The organism is Rhodobacter sp. SY28-1 (assembly GCF_005222785.1).
In the GTDB taxonomy this organism is placed as follows: Bacteria; Pseudomonadota; Alphaproteobacteria; order Rhodobacterales; family Rhodobacteraceae; genus Tabrizicola.
In genome coordinates this window covers 480871-496130 of the sequence record NZ_STGH01000001.1, presented here as the reverse complement: position 1 = coordinate 496130, position 15260 = coordinate 480871, and the positions used below count along the sequence as shown (strand labels likewise).

Annotated in this window: 14 protein-coding genes; 4 read left to right on the top strand and 10 right to left on the bottom strand. The window is 65.6% G+C overall.

The window, feature by feature from the left end; genetic code table 11:
- Positions 1–35 precede the first annotated feature (35 nt).
- Positions 36–965: a LysR substrate-binding domain-containing protein gene (locus tag E8M84_RS02480; RefSeq protein ID WP_137109587.1), complete on the top strand. Its 930-nt coding sequence runs from the start codon at positions 36–38 to the stop codon at positions 963–965.
- Here the strand turns inward: E8M84_RS02480 and E8M84_RS02475 are convergent.
- From E8M84_RS02475 to hmgA, 6 genes are read right to left on the bottom strand one after another with little or no spacing between them, the layout of a single operon-like run.
- The gene (locus tag E8M84_RS02475) at positions 956–1153 is read right to left on the bottom strand and encodes a DUF2783 domain-containing protein (protein WP_240790266.1); all 198 of its coding nucleotides are present in this window, start codon (positions 1151–1153) and stop codon (positions 956–958) included. The genes E8M84_RS02480 and E8M84_RS02475 overlap by 10 nt on opposite strands.
- Positions 1154–1157: 4 nt before the next feature.
- Complete coding sequence (locus E8M84_RS02470; protein WP_170971825.1) at positions 1158–2774, bottom strand: FAD-dependent oxidoreductase; 1617 nt, start codon at positions 2772–2774, stop codon at positions 1158–1160.
- A 19-nt stretch (positions 2775–2793) separates the two neighbouring features.
- A complete protein-coding gene (locus E8M84_RS02465) occupies positions 2794–3744 on the bottom strand; it encodes an MBL fold metallo-hydrolase (RefSeq protein WP_137109585.1) in 951 nt (316 codons plus the stop codon).
- A gap of 9 nt (positions 3745–3753) precedes the next feature.
- Complete coding sequence (fahA, locus tag E8M84_RS02460) at positions 3754–5010, bottom strand: fumarylacetoacetase (RefSeq protein WP_137109584.1); 1257 nt, start codon at positions 5008–5010, stop codon at positions 3754–3756.
- Complete coding sequence (locus E8M84_RS02455) at positions 5007–5870, bottom strand: MBL fold metallo-hydrolase (protein WP_240790265.1); 864 nt, start codon at positions 5868–5870, stop codon at positions 5007–5009. The genes fahA and E8M84_RS02455 overlap by 4 nt, the downstream gene beginning before the upstream one ends.
- Positions 5867–7228 carry a homogentisate 1,2-dioxygenase gene (gene hmgA, locus E8M84_RS02450; protein WP_137109583.1) on the bottom strand — a complete coding sequence of 454 codons (1362 nt, stop codon included), beginning with the start codon at positions 7226–7228 and terminating at the stop codon, positions 5867–5869. Before hmgA ends, E8M84_RS02455 begins: the two co-directional genes overlap by 4 nt.
- Before the next feature lie 123 nt (positions 7229–7351).
- Here hmgA and maiA point away from each other — a divergent pair, with 123 nt between their 5' ends.
- Together maiA and E8M84_RS02440 are read left to right on the top strand one after the other, a co-directional pair.
- Complete coding sequence (gene maiA / locus E8M84_RS02445; protein ID WP_137109582.1) at positions 7352–7981, top strand: maleylacetoacetate isomerase; 630 nt, start codon at positions 7352–7354, stop codon at positions 7979–7981.
- A 56-nt stretch (positions 7982–8037) separates the two neighbouring features.
- Entirely contained in the window at positions 8038–8502 is a 465-nt protein-coding gene (locus E8M84_RS02440) for a MarR family winged helix-turn-helix transcriptional regulator (RefSeq protein ID WP_137109581.1), read from the top strand.
- Between the two features lie 6 nt (positions 8503–8508).
- Here the strand turns inward: E8M84_RS02440 and E8M84_RS02435 are convergent, their stop codons facing one another.
- From E8M84_RS02435 to E8M84_RS02425, 3 genes are all read right to left on the bottom strand, one after another.
- On the bottom strand, positions 8509–9861 hold the full coding sequence (locus tag E8M84_RS02435) for an aminotransferase class III-fold pyridoxal phosphate-dependent enzyme (RefSeq protein WP_137109580.1): 1353 nt from the start codon (positions 9859–9861) through the stop codon (positions 8509–8511).
- Between the two features lie 22 nt (positions 9862–9883).
- Complete coding sequence (locus E8M84_RS02430) at positions 9884–11365, bottom strand: aldehyde dehydrogenase (RefSeq protein WP_137109579.1); 1482 nt, start codon at positions 11363–11365, stop codon at positions 9884–9886.
- A gap of 90 nt (positions 11366–11455) precedes the next feature.
- Positions 11456–12247 (bottom strand): IclR family transcriptional regulator, encoded by a 792-nt coding sequence (locus tag E8M84_RS02425; protein ID WP_137109578.1) that lies wholly within the window; start codon positions 12245–12247, stop codon positions 11456–11458.
- A 142-nt stretch (positions 12248–12389) separates the two neighbouring features.
- On the opposite strand from E8M84_RS02425, the gene E8M84_RS02420 reads away from it, so the two are divergent.
- The gene (locus tag E8M84_RS02420) at positions 12390–13628 is read left to right on the top strand and encodes a Tm-1-like ATP-binding domain-containing protein (RefSeq protein WP_137109577.1); all 1239 of its coding nucleotides are present in this window, start codon (positions 12390–12392) and stop codon (positions 13626–13628) included.
- Here E8M84_RS02420 and E8M84_RS02415 read toward each other — a convergent pair.
- A complete protein-coding gene (locus tag E8M84_RS02415) occupies positions 13625–15244 on the bottom strand; it encodes an AMP-binding protein (protein ID WP_137109576.1) in 1620 nt (539 codons plus the stop codon). The two genes, E8M84_RS02420 and E8M84_RS02415, sit on opposite strands and share 4 nt — an antisense overlap.
- Positions 15245–15260 lie beyond the last annotated feature (16 nt).

Here is a 15260-nt window from a genome sequence, read left to right as displayed (position 1 = left end):
GCGATAATGCAAAGGTGGCTTAGGGTCATAATCGTATGGCTATGCATCCCGCGATCAAGCTGCGCCACATCAGGGCCTTTCTGGACATTGCAGACCAGGGCAGCCTGTCCACGGTTGCCCGGCGGCAGCGGATCAGCCAGCCCGCGCTCAGCCGGACCCTGGCAGAGCTGGAACAGCTTCTCGACACATCGCTGTTCCAGCGCGTGCGCCGCCGTCTGGTCCTGACCGAAGCCGGAGCCACCTTCCGCCGTCACGCCGCGCTTGGCCTGCAATCGCTTGAGGCGGCGGCCGAGGCCCTGCGCCCCGATGGCAGCGGCGGGGCAATCCGCGTGGGCCTGCTTCCGACCGCCGCGACCCGGCTTCTGCCCCGCGTGGCCCTGCGGTTTCATGCCGACCTGCCCGAGGTCACTTTGAAGATCGAGACCGGCCCCCATCGTTATCTTATCGGCCTTTTGCGCGACGGTCTCGTCGATCTGATGATCGGCAGGATGCCGGTGGCCTCCGAAATGGCGGGGCTCAGCTTTTCCCACCTGCACGAAGAGGCTGTCGTCCTTGTCGCCCGAGCAGGTCACCCGCTGGCCGGCACAAGCATCCGCAGCATGCTGCAGATCTCACCGCTGATCCTGCCGCCCGGCGATGCCCTGATCCGGCCCGGAGTGGACGAATACCTGGCCAGCCTCGGCCTGACCGGCCTGCGCCCGACGGTCGAAACCGTGGCCCTTGCCGTCGGTCGCGGCCTTCTTGCCGGATCGGACGCGCTCTGGTTCATCTCGCGCGGGGTGGTGGCCGAAGAACTGGACCGCGGCGAACTGATCGAAATCCCGACCGGGGTCCGCTTCCTGTCCGGCGCGGTCGGCATCACCCGGCGTCAGGCGGCCGAACCGAGCCCGGGCATCGAGCACCTGGTCAGCCTTTGCCACGAGGCGGCGGCCACCCTGTACGGATCAGCCCGGCCTCAGCCCTGACCCTTGGGGTCGCGCGCCAGCCGCATGGCATCGGTCAGGATGGCGTGATCGCCGATATGGTTCATCAGGATCAGGATCAGCCGGGCATTCAAGGCGTGGCTTTCCGCCTCGCTCAGTCCCTCATGGGTCGCGATCAGCGCGGCATAGCTTTCGTCGGGCCGGGTCAGGTTTGGGGTAGTGGTCAGCACGGGCTCACTCCTTTCCAAGCGCCTTGGCCAGCGCAGCCGCAACGGCGGCCTCGTCATAGCGGTCCCAGCGCGCCGCGACATGCTGGTCGGGCCGGATCAGATAGACCGCGCCCGGTGCCTCACCCAGATAGCGGGCCGCAATCTCGGGCGTCGTTGCCAGCGCCAGTCGCGGGACGGTCAGGCCGTGGGCCGTCACCTGCTCCGGCGCCTCGGCGTTGATCGTCATCAGCGTGAAGCCGCGCCCCAGTGCCTGCAGCAGCCAACCTCCCGCGACCGGCGCATCGGGGCAGGGCGAACCGGGCCGGGTGCGGGGCGGCATGTCCGGGTGATCCGGCCCGTTCAGCGCCGATCCGTCATAGGTGCAGGGCACCGAAAGCCGCCCCGAATTCACTACGGTCCTGGCAAAGGGCAGGTGTTCGGCCAGGGTCAGCACAGCGTTGCGGAACAGCTTCGAGACCGGCGTCTTGGGTGTGATGAAATCCGTTGCCCGCGTGGAATTCAGGATGTTCTCGTCCGCGCCATGTATCCGCTCACGGTCATAACTGTCGAGCAGACTTTCGGGCGCGGTGCCGTCCAGTACGAGTGTCAGCTTCCAGGCCAGGTTGTCCACATCCTGAATCCCCGAGTTCGCCCCGCGCGCCCCGAACGGGCTGACCTGATGCGCAGAGTCCCCGGCAAAGAGGATGCGGCCATGGCGGAACTTCTCCATCCGGCGGCATTGGAAGGTGTAGATCGAACACCAGTCCAGTTCATACTCGACTCCCGGCCCCAGCATCGCATCCACCCGCTTGCGGATGTTGGCCGGCTCCAGCTCTTTCGCGCGGTCGATGTTCCAGCCCAGCTGAAAGTCGATGCGCCAGATGTCGTCGGGCTGCTTGTGCAAAAGCGCGCTGTCGCCCGACTTGAAATACGGCTCGAACCAGAACCAGCGTTCGGTGGGGAAATCGGCCTTCATCTTCACGTCGGCGATCAGGAAGTTGTCCTCGAACACCCGCCCGTCAAAGGACAGCCCCAGCATCCCGCGCACCGGGCTGCGCGCTCCGTCGCAAGCAATCAGCCAGTCGGTTTCCAGCCGGTAAGGCCCGTCCGGAGTCATGATGTCCAGCGTCACATGATCCGCTGCCGGGGTCACCGCATCGACGCGGTTCCGCCCCCGCAACTCGATCGGGGCACCCTCGGCCTGCGCCTTCACGATGGCGTCGTGCAGGAACTTCTCGAACCAGGGTTGCTGCAGGTTGATGAAGGCCGGGAAGGCATGGCCTCCTTCGGGCAAGAGGTTGAAATCATACAGCAGCCGGTCGTCGTGGAAGACCTTGCCGACGTTCCACTGCACGCCCTTGTCCAGCATCGGCCCCGCCGCGCCCAGCCGGTCGCAGATTTCCAGCGTGCGCTTGGCAAAGCACAAGGCCCGGCTGCCAAGTCCCGCGCCCTCGTGGTCGTCCAGCAGCACCACCGGCACCCCGCGCCGCCCAAGATCCAAAGCCGTGGCCAGACCGATGGGCCCCCCGCCCACGATCACGACCTTCCGGCGTACCGGGGTCGCGGCATCCTGATCCGGGGACTTCGCGTATGGGTAAAGGCGGAACGCAACGGCGTAGCGTTCGGGAACCAGCGCAGTCATTTCATCCTCCCCAATACCGTCAGCTTTGCAGGGCCGCCCACATCTCCAGATCGCGGGCGGCGGTCCAGATCCGGGGATGGCTGATGCCGCGCGCCTCGTCGTAGGCCCGGGCCACGTTGAACGGCAGGCAATGCTCGTAGATCGCATAGTCCTTGAACTTCGGATCACACTCCGCGCGGCAGGCGTCCCAGGCCTCTTTCAGCGACCCATTCCGCGCCGCGACCCGGGCCACCGGCTTGTAGGTGGACTCCACAAAATCCTTCGTCCGGTCCAGCGCGGCATTCACAGCCTTGGCCCCGATCACTGCATCGCCACGTCCCGGAGCAATCGCATCCAGATCATAGGCCCGGATCGCCTCCAGCGTTCCGCCCCAATCGGCGAAATGGCCGTCACCGCAGTAGCAGGCCGAATGCGCCTCGACGATGTCGCCGGTGAACATCACATTCTGATCCGGGACATGGATCACTGCGTCGCCCGCCGTATGCGCGCGGCCCAGCTGGAGAATATCGACCCGCCGGTTGCCCAGCCAAACCGACATCTTGCCGTTGAAGGTCGTGGTCGGCCAGGTAAGCCCGGGGATGCTTTCATGCCCCTGGAACAGGCGCGGAAAGCGCTGGAACTCACTGTCCCAGTCTTCCTGCCCTCGTTCCGCCACCATGTTGCGGGCGGCTTCCGACATGATGACCTGCGGCGCCTGGAAGGCCGACGCCCCCAGCACCCGCACCGCGTGGTAATGCGTCAGCACCACATGGCTGATCGGCTTGTCGGTCACCCCCCGGATGCAGTCGATCACCTTCTGCGCCAGCCGGGGCGTCGCCTGCGCCTCGACCACCATGACGCTGTCATCCCCGATGATGACGCCCGAGTTCGGGTCGCCCTCGGCCGTAAAGGCGTATAGCCCCTCGCCGATCTCGGTGAAGCTGATGGTCTTCTCCGCCATGTCGCCCTGCGACGCGAAAGCCTTTGCCATGTCCTGTCCTTATCTCGCGTAGGGGTCGGCCAGCGCTGGAATCACCTTGCCCGTGCACTCGCCAAACCCGATGGTGTAGCCGTCCCCCTTGCACTGTCCGCGCAGGGTGAGGGTGTCGTTGTCCTGAATGAAACTGCGGGTGCCGCCTGCAACCGGGAAAGGCTCTTTCCCGCCCCAGGACAGTTCCAGCAGGCTGCCGCGCGCGTCCTTTGTTGGACCCGAGATCGTGCCGGACCCCAGAAGGTCCCCCACATTCATCGCGCAGCCCGAGGTCGTGTGATGCGCCAACTGCTGCGGGGCCGAGTAATACATCTCGGCGTAATTGGTCCGCGCGATCACGGTTTCCGCGCCGCCTTCGGGGGTCAGACCAACCTCCAGCGCGATGTCGTAGAGCATCGGGCGCGGCTCCTGCAGGTAGGGCAGCAGCGGCTTTTCCCGCGCGGGGGTCGAGGTCCGGAACGGCTCCAGCGCGGCTTTCATCACGATCCAGGGGGAAATCGTCGTTGCCGTCGCCTTGGCCTGGAACGGCCCCAAGGGCTGATACTCCCAGGCCTGGATGTCCCGCGCCGACCAGTCGTTCAGAAGCACATAGCCGAAGATCATCTCGTCCGCTTCGGCCACCGTCACCGGCTGGCCATGGGTCGAGGGCTGACCCACGACTGCCCCCATCTCCAGCTCGATATCGAACCGGGCCGAGGGCGCAAAGCGCGGCACCGCGTCATCCGGACCCTTCACCTGCCCCCAGGGGCGGCGGACCGGCGTGCCCGACACCACCACCGAAGACGCCCGCCCGTTGTAGCCGATGGGAATGTGCAGCCAGTTCGGTGGCAAGGCGTTTTCCGCCCCACGGAACATGGTGCCCACGTTGAAGGCATGGTTCCGCCCGGCGTAGAAGTCGGTGTACTCACTGACGAGGAAGGGCAGGTGCAGGGTTGCACCCGCACGCGGCACCAGATGCGGCTCCACCTCCGCACGGGATGCCGAGCCCTCAGCCAGCAGCCCCGTCACCTGCGCCCGCAGATCGGCCCAGACCGCCGGGCCTGCCTCCATCACCTCGTTCCAGAAGGGCACATCCAGCAGCGAGCCACCCGGCAAGGCGATAACGCCCTCTTCCTCCAGCGCCGCGAGGTCCAGGATGAAATCTCCGATGGCCATCCCGCAACGCGGTTCATCCTCCAACGAGAACACCCCACAGGGCAGGTTGTTCAACGGAAACGGATGGTCCGGCGCGTTGGCGCTTTCGACCCAGGACCGCAGAAGGCTCATAGCGCTATCTCCATTCCGTCGCGTGCGACGATGACCGGCCCGTCATAGGCCACCCCGGCCCGCGCCTGCCACATGGCATCGGTGAAGGCCGGATCATCGACCGGCACCTGATGGTTCAACACCAGCTTCCCCACCTTGCCGATGGCAGCCACCCGGCCGACATCGTCGATCATCGTATGGCTGCCCACCAGATGCGCCCGCAGCTTTTCGCCCCCGCCGGTCCGTTGCAGGATCGCCTCAATCCCCTCGGGCAGCAGCGCTTCGTGCACCAACACGTCCGCACCCATGGCAAACGCGCCAAGACCCGGATCAAAGACCGTATCGCCCGAGAAAACCGCCGTCTTTGCCCCCTCGAACCGGTAGGCAAAGGAGTGCTCCACCGGCGGATGCGTCGTCCGGTAGGCGCTGACCCTCAGCCCTTCGAACGGCACCACACCCGCTTCGACCTCCACCACCTCGACCAGACCCGACAGCGGCACCCGCCCGTCGTCCACGACGCGCAGGTGGATGTCCATCGCCATCGCCGCCTGGAACCCCGCCCAATAGGCGCGCACCCCGGGAGGGCCATAGACCCGAATCCGATCCTTCCGACCCGAAACCCAGGCGGTGTGGATCAGCCCCCCAAGCTCCAGCACATGGTCCGAATGCAGGTGCGTGACAAACACCACCGCCAGCCGGTTCAGCGCCACGCCCGCCTCCACCAGCCCCCGCGCCACGCCCAGGCCTGCGTCGATGACGATCAGCTGCCCGTCCAGCTCCAGCAGCGAGGACGACGGCATCGACGCCCCCGCCCGCAAGGACGGGCCGCCCTTCACCCCAAGGGTCACGATCCGGTTCACGCCCGCACCACCTGTCTTCACTTGATCCCGGTCGTCCCGTCGAACTTCTTCTCCAGGGACCCCCAGCAGTCGATGTAATCCTCTTGCGCATGGCCGTTGGTCGCGGCCCAGGGGGTAAGGTGCTGAGGGAAACGGGTCTCGAACATGAAGCTCATTGTCTCGTCCAGCTTCTCGGGCTTCAGCGCGGCGTTCGAGGCCCCTTCGAACGCGTTCCGGTCCGGCCCATGCGGGATCATGCAGTTGTGCAGGGACATGCCGCCCGGGACGAACCCCTTGGGCTTGGCATCATAGACGCCGTAGATGTTGCCCATCAGCTCGGACATGACGTTCTTGTGGTACCACGGCGGGCGGAAGGTGTTTTCCGCCACCATCCAGCGTTCGCGGAACAGGACGAAGTCGATGTTGGCCGTCCCTTCGATCCCCGACGGGGCCGTCAGCACCGTGAAGATCGACGGATCGGGATGATCGAACAGGATCGCCCCCACCGGGCAGTAGGTCCGGAGGTCGTATTTGCAGGGCGCATAGTTGCCGTGCCAGGCCACCACATCCAGCGGGCTGTGGTCGATCTCGGTCACATGGAACATCCCCGCCCATTTGACATAGACCTTGGACGGCGCATCCCTGTCCTCGAACGCTGCGACGGGGGTCTTGAAGTCCCGACGGTTCGCCATGCAGTTCGCGCCAATGGGCCCCCGCCCCGGAAGGGCGAACTTCTGGCCGTAATTCTCGCAGACAAAGCCTCGCGCCGGGCCTTCCAGCACCTCGACCCGGTAGACCAACCCGCGCGGCAGAATGGCAATCTCGCGCGGTTCCAGGTCGATGATCCCCAGTTCGGTGCAGAACCGCAGACGACCTTCCTGAGGCACCACCAGCAATTCGCCATCGGCCGAGAAGAAATATTCGTCCTGCATCGACTGGTTGACCAGATACATGTGGCTGGCCATCCCGGTCTGGGTCGACACATCCCCCGCCGTGGTCATCGTCCGCATCCCCGTGACCCAGGTCAGCGGCTCGGATGGCACGGCGACCGGATCCCAGCGGTACTGGCCCAAGCTCATGATTTCGGGGTCGATCAGCGGGGCCGACTTCCAGTGCGGCACCTGAATACGCTTGAACCGGTGCGTGTGCTTGACCGAAGGCCGGATGCGGTAGCACCAAGTCCGTTCGTTCTGGTGGCTGGGCGCGGTGAAGGCGGTGCCTGACAGCTGTTCGCCGTAAAGCCCATAGTTGCATTTCTGCGGGCTGTTCATGCCCTGCGGCAGCGCGCCGGGCAGGGCCTCGGTCTCGAAATCGTTGCCGAAGCCGGGCATGTAGCCTTCGTGCGGGCCGGCAACAGAGGCGGCCCGGATCATGCCCTTGGGCAAGGAATGACTGGTCATGCGCTCCTCCAGGATGGTGGTATACAACCCGCGCCCAAAGGCTGGGTGAATGACGACTTGCACTTTAGTTGCGGATGCAACAAAGTCAACATTAAGTTGCACTAGCAACTATTGGAGAAGTGAATGCCCAAGACTGTGCTTTACGATTACTGGCGGTCCTCGGCGGCCTACCGCGTGCGCATTGCGCTGAACCTTTTGGGCCTCCCCTACCGGGCGGTCGCGGTGGATCTGACGCAGGGCGAGCAGGCCGAACCGGACAACCTGGCACGCAATCCGCAGGGTCTAGTCCCGACGTTGGAGATCGACGGCATCCGCCTGACCCAATCGCTGGCGATCCTGGAATACCTGGACGAAACGCGCTCGGCGGGCTGGCTGCCGCAGGACCCCGCAGCGCGGGCGACCGTGCGGGCCATGGCCTACGCCGTCGCCATCGACACCCACCCCGTCTGCAACCTGCGGGTCGCCCGCCATGCCGTCAGCCTTGGCGCGACGATGGAAGGCTGGATGCAGCACTTCATCGACCTGGGCCTGCAGGGACTGGAGGGTCTTTTGCAGCAGCATCCAGAGGGCCGGTTCTGCTATGGCGATACCGTGACCCTAGCCGACATCTGCCTTGTCCCGCAGGTCTACAACGCCCGCCGCTGGGGGGTCGACCTGACGCCCACGCCGCGACTTGCAGGCATCGCCGACGCGCTTGAATTCTCGCCCGCCTTCCGGGCCGCACATCCTGACCGCGTCAAACCCGCAGGATGACGTGCCCCATCTTCAAATGGTAACCACCTGACAGCAAGAAGGGCACCCTGCCGACGATGACCGACCGGAACGACCGCTTCGACCTTGAGGACTTCCTGCCCTACCTCCTGAACCAGGCGGCGGAGGCGACCTCGCACGGGTTCCAGGCGATCTACCGCGACCGTTACGGGTTCACCCGGACGCAATGGCGCGTGATGGCCAACCTCGGCAAGTTCGGTGCGATGACGGCCCGCGACATCTGCGCCATCAGCCATATCGAGAAGACCAAGGTCAGCCGGGCGGTCGCCGCGCTGGAAGAGGCCGAGATGCTCTCGCGCACCCCCAGCGAGATTGACCGCCGGGCTGAAGTTCTGTCGCTGACGCCAAAGGGCCAGTCGGTCTTTGCCGAACTGGGGCAACTTGCCATCGGTTTCGACCAGCGGCTGCGCGACACCTTAGGCACAGCCGAAGCCACTGCCCTGACGGCAATCCTGAAGCGCCTGGCCAGCCGTACGGCACCGACCGGCTACCCGGACGACTGACTACCCTCAGATCGCCCCGAACCCCGCCTCCAGCGCCGACAGGATCTTCGCCACATCCGCCTCGGTGACGACCAGCGGCGGCGACAGGATGATGTTGTTGCCGGAAACCCGGATCATCACCCCAGCCTCATAGGTCGCGCGATGCACCTTCCCGATCACCTTCTTGTCGATCGGAGCCTTCGTCGCCCGGTCCGCCACCAGTTCCAGCGCGCACATCAGCCCATGCCCGCCGCGCACATCGCCGATCACCTCATGCCGCGCCATCAGCGCCTGCAGCCCGGCGAACAGCTGATCCCCCCGCACGGCCGCGTTCTTATGCGGCTGAATCCGCTGCGTCTCGTTCAGACAGGCAATCGCCGCCGCCGCGCCCACCGGATGCCCGGAATAGGTGTACCCCGACCCGATGGCACCCTTGCCGCTGGTATCCTTCTCGAACACCTCGGCCACGCCTTCCGACACCATGACCGCCCCAAACGGGAAGTAGCCGTTGGTGATCGCCTTGGCCGACACCAGCAGGTCCGGCCGCACCCCCCAATGGCGCGAGCCCGACCAGCTGCCCGTCCGCCCGAAGGCCGTGATGACCTCATCGGCGACCAGCAGGATCCCGTACTTCGAACACAACGCCCGCACCCCCGGCATGAAGCTTTCATGCGGCGGGATCACACCACCTGCGCCCAGCACCGGCTCCATGATGAAGGCGGCGATGGTGGACGCGTCCTGAAACTTGATCTCATCCTCGATGGCCGCCAGACACAGCTGCGCCAGCCGCGCCGGGTCGGTCTCGTTGAACGGGTTGCGGTAGGTGTAGGGTGCTGGAGTGTGAAAACAGCCCGGCATCAGCGGCTCATACTGCGTCCGGAAGTTCGCGTTGCCGTTGACCGAGGCCCCCAGCGTGTGTGTCCCGTGATAGCCCTTCTTCAGGCTCAGGAACTTCACCCGGCCCGCCTCGCCCCGGATCTTGTGGTACTGCCGCGCCAGCCGCAGCGCGACCTCCACCCCATCCGACCCGCCAGAGGTATAGAAGGCCCGCGTCAGCCCGTCGGGGGCAAAAAACTCCGCCAGCATCTCGGCCAGCTCGATCACGTTGTCATTCGTCGTGCCCCGGAAAATCGAATAGTAGGGCAGCCGGTTCAGCTGCGCCGTGATCGCGTTTTTGACCGGTTGGCAGGAATAGCCCAAGTTCACGTTCCACAGACCCCCCACCGCATCGACGGTGCGATGTCCGTCGATGTCGATGATCTCGACTCCCTCCGCCTCGACGATGATGTCCGGCGGGTTCGCCAGACTATCCGCCGGGTGCGCCATCGGATGCCACAGGTGCCGGGCGTTGTTTTCCTTGAGGAAATTCGAATCCTTCATCGTCAGGCTCCTTGGCCTTGGGTCACAGCTTCACCCAGGCGGTTTTCAGGTCGAGGTATTTGTCAAAGGCATGCAGCGACTTGTCATGCCCGTTGCCGGACTGCTTGACTCCGCCCAGCGGCACCGTCAGGTCCGACCCGCCATAAGTGTTCACATGCACGATCCCGGCGCGGATCTTGCGCACCATGCGATGCGCCCGCGACAGGTTCGAGGTCCAGACCGCCGCCGCCAGCCCGTAATCGGTGCCATTGGCCAGAGCGACCGCCTCGGCTTCGGTGTCGAAGGGCGTGACCGTGACCACGGGGCCAAAGACCTCTTCGCGGAACACCCGATCCTCCGGCCGCGCATCCGCGACAATCGCGGGCGACATGTAGTAACCCCCGGTCTCTTGCAGGATGCGGTCGCCGCCGATGACATTGCGCCCAGCCTCTCGCGCCTCGACGACAAACCGCAGGTTCTGCGCCAACTGCCGCTCCGAGTTCACCGCCCCAGCCTGAGTCGCACTGTCCAGGGGATCGCCCACCTTGATCGCCGCCGCCTGCGCCGCCAGCTTTTCCACGAATGCCGCGTGGATGCTCCGCTCCACCAGAATGCGCGACCCGGCAATGCAGACCTGCCCCGAGTTGCGGAAGATGCCCATCGCCGAGACCTTCGCCGTCTCGTCCAGATCGGGCGCATCGGCAAAGACGATGTTCGGCGACTTGCCCCCCAGCTCCAAGTAAACCCGCTTCAGGTTCGACCGCGCCGCAGCCTCCAGCAGCCGCCGCCCGGTTGGACCCGATCCGGTGAAGACCAGCACATCGACATCCATCGACGCGGCAATCGCGGCACCGACAACCGGCCCCTCACCGGTGACAACGTTCAGAACACCCGGAGGCAGCCCCGCCTGCAACGCCAGTTGCGCCACCCGGACCAGCGTCAACGATGCGGTTTCGGCAGGCTTCAAGACCACCGTGCATCCGGCGGCCAGGGCCGGGCCGATCTTCCATGCCCCGATCATCAGCGGAAAATTCCACGGCACGATGGCCCCGACGACCCCCACTGGTTCACCGTGCACCAGACCCAGAAACGCCGGATCGGTCGGGGTAATCTCGCCGTTCAGCTTGTCGATCGCCTCGGCATAATAGCGCACCGTCGCCGCCGCCGACAAAGGCTCGGCCTTCAGCGCCATCCCGATCTCGGTGCCGTTCTCGCGCACGCCCAGCACGGCCAGTTCTACCGCATGGGCCTCGATCAGATCGGCCCATTTGAGCAGGATCTTCTTCCGCGCCGCCGGGGCCAGGTCGGACCAGCGGCCATCGTCAAAGGCACGGCGGGCGGCAGTTATGGCCGCCTCGGAGTCGGCCTGCGTGCCCCGGGCATAGGTGGTCAGCGGCGTCCCATCAATCGGAGACACGACAACAGTCGTACCCCCATCTGACGCCGGAACCGACTGTCCGTCGATCAGGTGCTTAAAGGCCTCAACCGGCGCTGCGCGCAGGGATTCGATCTGATTCTGGCTCATGTCGTTTCATTATTGCCACCACTGGTATATATTATGCACCGTGGTGAGCCTTCGGTCAACCGGCCAGCCTGCAATCTCAGGCCCCCACTCTCAGGTCGGTGAGAACCGCGCGGCCACGCTGAGAAAGGCCGCAGGCATGCGCCCGCCCGAATTCACCGTCAGTTTCTCGGCTTCTACGAACAGGGCGGCGATGATCTCGCTGCGCAGGTCGTTCGTCATCCGGTGCGCCGGCGTGGCAATCGCAATCGCCCCGGTCGCCTCGGCATCGCTGTCGAACACCGGCACCGCGATGCCATAGACATCGTCTTCGGCGGTCTGGTCAGCTTCGGCAAAGCCGGTCAGGCGAACTTCCTCCAGCCGGGCCCTTATAATACTGGGGTTCGTGATCGTCCGCGACGTCCTTGCGACCAGCGGTTCCGACAGCACCCGGTCCACCAACTCGGCCCGCGAAAAGGCCAGAACCGCCAGGCCCGACGCGGTGCAGTGCATCAACAACAGCTCTCCCGCCACCAGCGACACCCGGCTGCCCCGGTTGCTTTCGCTGATCCCGATCGTTGCCAGCGCCCGCCCCGACACCAGCGAGGCATGCGCCGTCTCGCCCAGCCTGGCCGACAGGTCCGCCAGTGATTGCTGGAACAGCGACGACACCGGAAACGCCGTCTCGCGCACCCGGGCCAGCCGCAAGACCCCTGCCCCCAGCCGGTACTGCCGCGCATCGCCGCGCTTTTCCAACAGGCCCGCGTCGCACATCACCCCCAACATCCGGTGCACCGTCGCCTTGTCGACCCCAGACCTGCGCGCCAGTTCGGACAGGCCGATCTCTGGCTCCGCTTCCGAGAAATAGTCCAGCAAAGACAATGCTTTGGCGACAGTGGTGGACATGGCTGCTCCAACGATACCCGACGCGCCCCAAATCCGTTGACGCAACGGCGCAGGGCGATTATTCTTGAACCACTGGTGATTATAATGAACCAAATCTTCGCGTCAACGCGGAACTCGGACGGCACCAGCAGGGGAAAAGCACATGACGAAAACCATTCTGGTCATCGGCACATTCGACACCAAGGCGGATGAACTCGCCTACCTGATCGACAGGATCAAGGCGCAGGGCGGCGACGTCTTGGCGATGGACGTCAGCATCCTGGGCGAAGCGAAAACCCCCGTCGACGTGACAAAGCATCAGGTCGCCGCCGCTGCCGACACCACCATCGACGCCCTGATCGCCCTGGGCGAGGAAGGCGAGGCCTTTGCCCGGATGAGCGCGGGTGCCGCCCTCCTGACCCGGAAACTCCACGCCGAGGGCCGGTTCCACGGCATGATCGCGCTTGGCGGCACCATGGGCACCGACCTCGCGCTGGACTGCGCGCAGGCCCTGCCGCTGGGCGTGCCGAAATACATCGTCTCCACCGTTGCAGGCTCCCCCCTGATCGCCGCCGAACGGATGGCCGCCGATGTGCAGTTCATCCTCTGGGCCGGAGGGCTGTATGGGCTGAACCCCCTCTGCAAATCCTCGCTCAGCCAGGCCGCGGGTGCCGTCCTTGGCGCCGCGCAAGCCGTCGAGCCGCCCCGGTTCGACCGCCCACTGATCGGGATGACCTCGCTCGGCTCCTCCTGCCTGAAATACATGAAACGCTTGCACCCCGAACTCACCCGGCGCGGCTATGACATCGCGGTCTTCCACACCACCGGCATGGGCGGCATGGCTTTCGAACGACTGGCGTCAGAGGGCACCTTCGCCTGCGTGATGGACTTCTCCTTGCAGGAGCTGGTCAACATGCTCCACGGCTCGCTCGTCAGCGCCGGGGCCGACCGGCTGACCGGCGCGGGCCGCAGCGGCACGCCGCAACTGGTGGCCCCGGGGGCGGCGGACATCCTGGACCTCGCCGGATGGCAGCCGATCCCGCCTCGCTTTCAGGACCGCCCCTTCCACGAACACAACCGGCTGATCAAAAGCGTCGGCTTCAACGCCGACGAACGCCGCGGCCTGGCCCAGGCCATCGCCGACCGGCTGGCCGGCGCCAAGGGCCAGACGCATTTCTTCCTGCCCAAAGGCGGGATCGAGGAATGGGACAAACCCGGCGAAGCCGCGCATGATCCCGAGGGCCTCGCCGCCTTCACCGAAGCCGCCGAACGCGCCCTGAGCGGTCGGGTCGACCACACCGTCCTCGACTGCCACATCAACGACGCGGCCTTCTGCGACGCGGTCCTGGCCAAGCTGGACGAGTGGGTGGCCGCCGGGATCGTCCCGAAGGGCGCCGCCTAGGCCTTCCCCCGCAACTGAAACCGCTGGATCTTCCCGGTCTGCGTCTTCGGCAGCGCCGTCGTGAACACCACGCTGCGTGGATACTTGTAGGGCGCGATGACCTTTTTCACATGGTCCTGCAACAGCTTGACCATCAGCGCATCGCCCGTCTGCCCCGCCGCCAGCACCACATGCGCCTGCACGATCTGGCCGCGCTCCTCATCCGCCACGCCCACCACCGCACATTCCAGCACCGCCGGATGCGACAGCAGCGCAGCCTCCACCTCGGGCCCCGCGATGTTGTAGCCCGCCGACAGGATCATGTCGTCCGAGCGGGCCGCAAAGTGGAAATAGCCGTCCGTATCCTGCCAGAAGCTGTCCCCCGTCAGGTTCCAGCCGTCCCGGACATAGGCCCCCTGCCGTTTGTCGGCCAGATACCGGCACCCTGTCGGCCCCCGCACCGCCAGCCGCCCGACCTCTCCGCGCGGCTTTTCCCGCATCTCTTCATCGACGATCCGCGCCTGATACCCCGTCACCGGCTTGCCCGTGCACCCCGGCCGGTGGTCGTCGAACCGGTTCGAGATGAAGATGTGCAGCATCTCGGTCGCACCGATCCCGTCCAGCATCGGCTTGCCAGTCTTCTGCTGCCATTCCTCGTAGACCGGCGCGGGCAGCGTCTCCCCCGCCGAAACCGCCGCCCTCAAGGAGGACAGATCCGCCCCCTCGTCCATCGCCTTCAGCATCACGCGGTAAGCCGTGGGCGCGGTGAAACAGATCGTGGCCCGGTGCTCTTCGATCATCGCCACCATATTCGGAGGCGAGGCCTGCTCCAGCAGCGCCGCCGCCGCGCCAAAGCGCAAGGGGAACACCGCGAGGCCCCCCAGCCCGAAGGTGAACGCCAGCGGAGGGCTGCCGATGAACACGTCCTCCGGCGTGACCCCCAGCACCTCGCGCGCATAGCCGTCCGCGATGATCAGCAGGTCGCGGTGGAAATGCATCGTGGCCTTCGGCTCGCCCGTCGTGCCCGACGTGAACCCCAGCAAAGCCACATCGTCCCGCCCGGTCCGCACCGCCTCGAACCGCACAGGTTTCTTCAACGCGACCCGGTCCAGTTCCGCATCATGGTTCGCCGTGCCATCAAAGCCCACGATGGTCCGCAGGAACCGGCTGTCCTTGCCACAGGTGACCAGCTCCTCCATCAGCCGGGTGTCGCACAGCGCATGGCTGATCTCGGCCTTGTCGACGATCTTGGTCAACTCACCCGCCCGCAGCATCGGCATTGTGTTGACCACCACCGCCCCCGCCTTGGTCGCCGCCAGCCAGCAAGCCACCATCGCCGGGTTGTTGGCGCTGCGGATCAGCACCCGGTTGCCGGGCTTGACCCCGTAATCCTCGACCAGCGCATGGGCGATCCGGTTCGACCAGTCCGACAATTCCTTGTAGGTCCGGCTGCGCCCGTTGCCGATCAGGGCGGTGTGGTCACCAAAGCCCTTCTCGACCATGCGGTCGGTCAGCTCGACGCCCACGTTCAGCCAATCCGGATAGTCGAAGCCCTCCAGCCGCATCTCCGGCCAGTCCTCCAGCGCCGGAAGCCGGTCGCGTGTGAACGTATCGCTATGTCCTGTCGGTCCAAGCATCCTTCGGGTCCTCCCA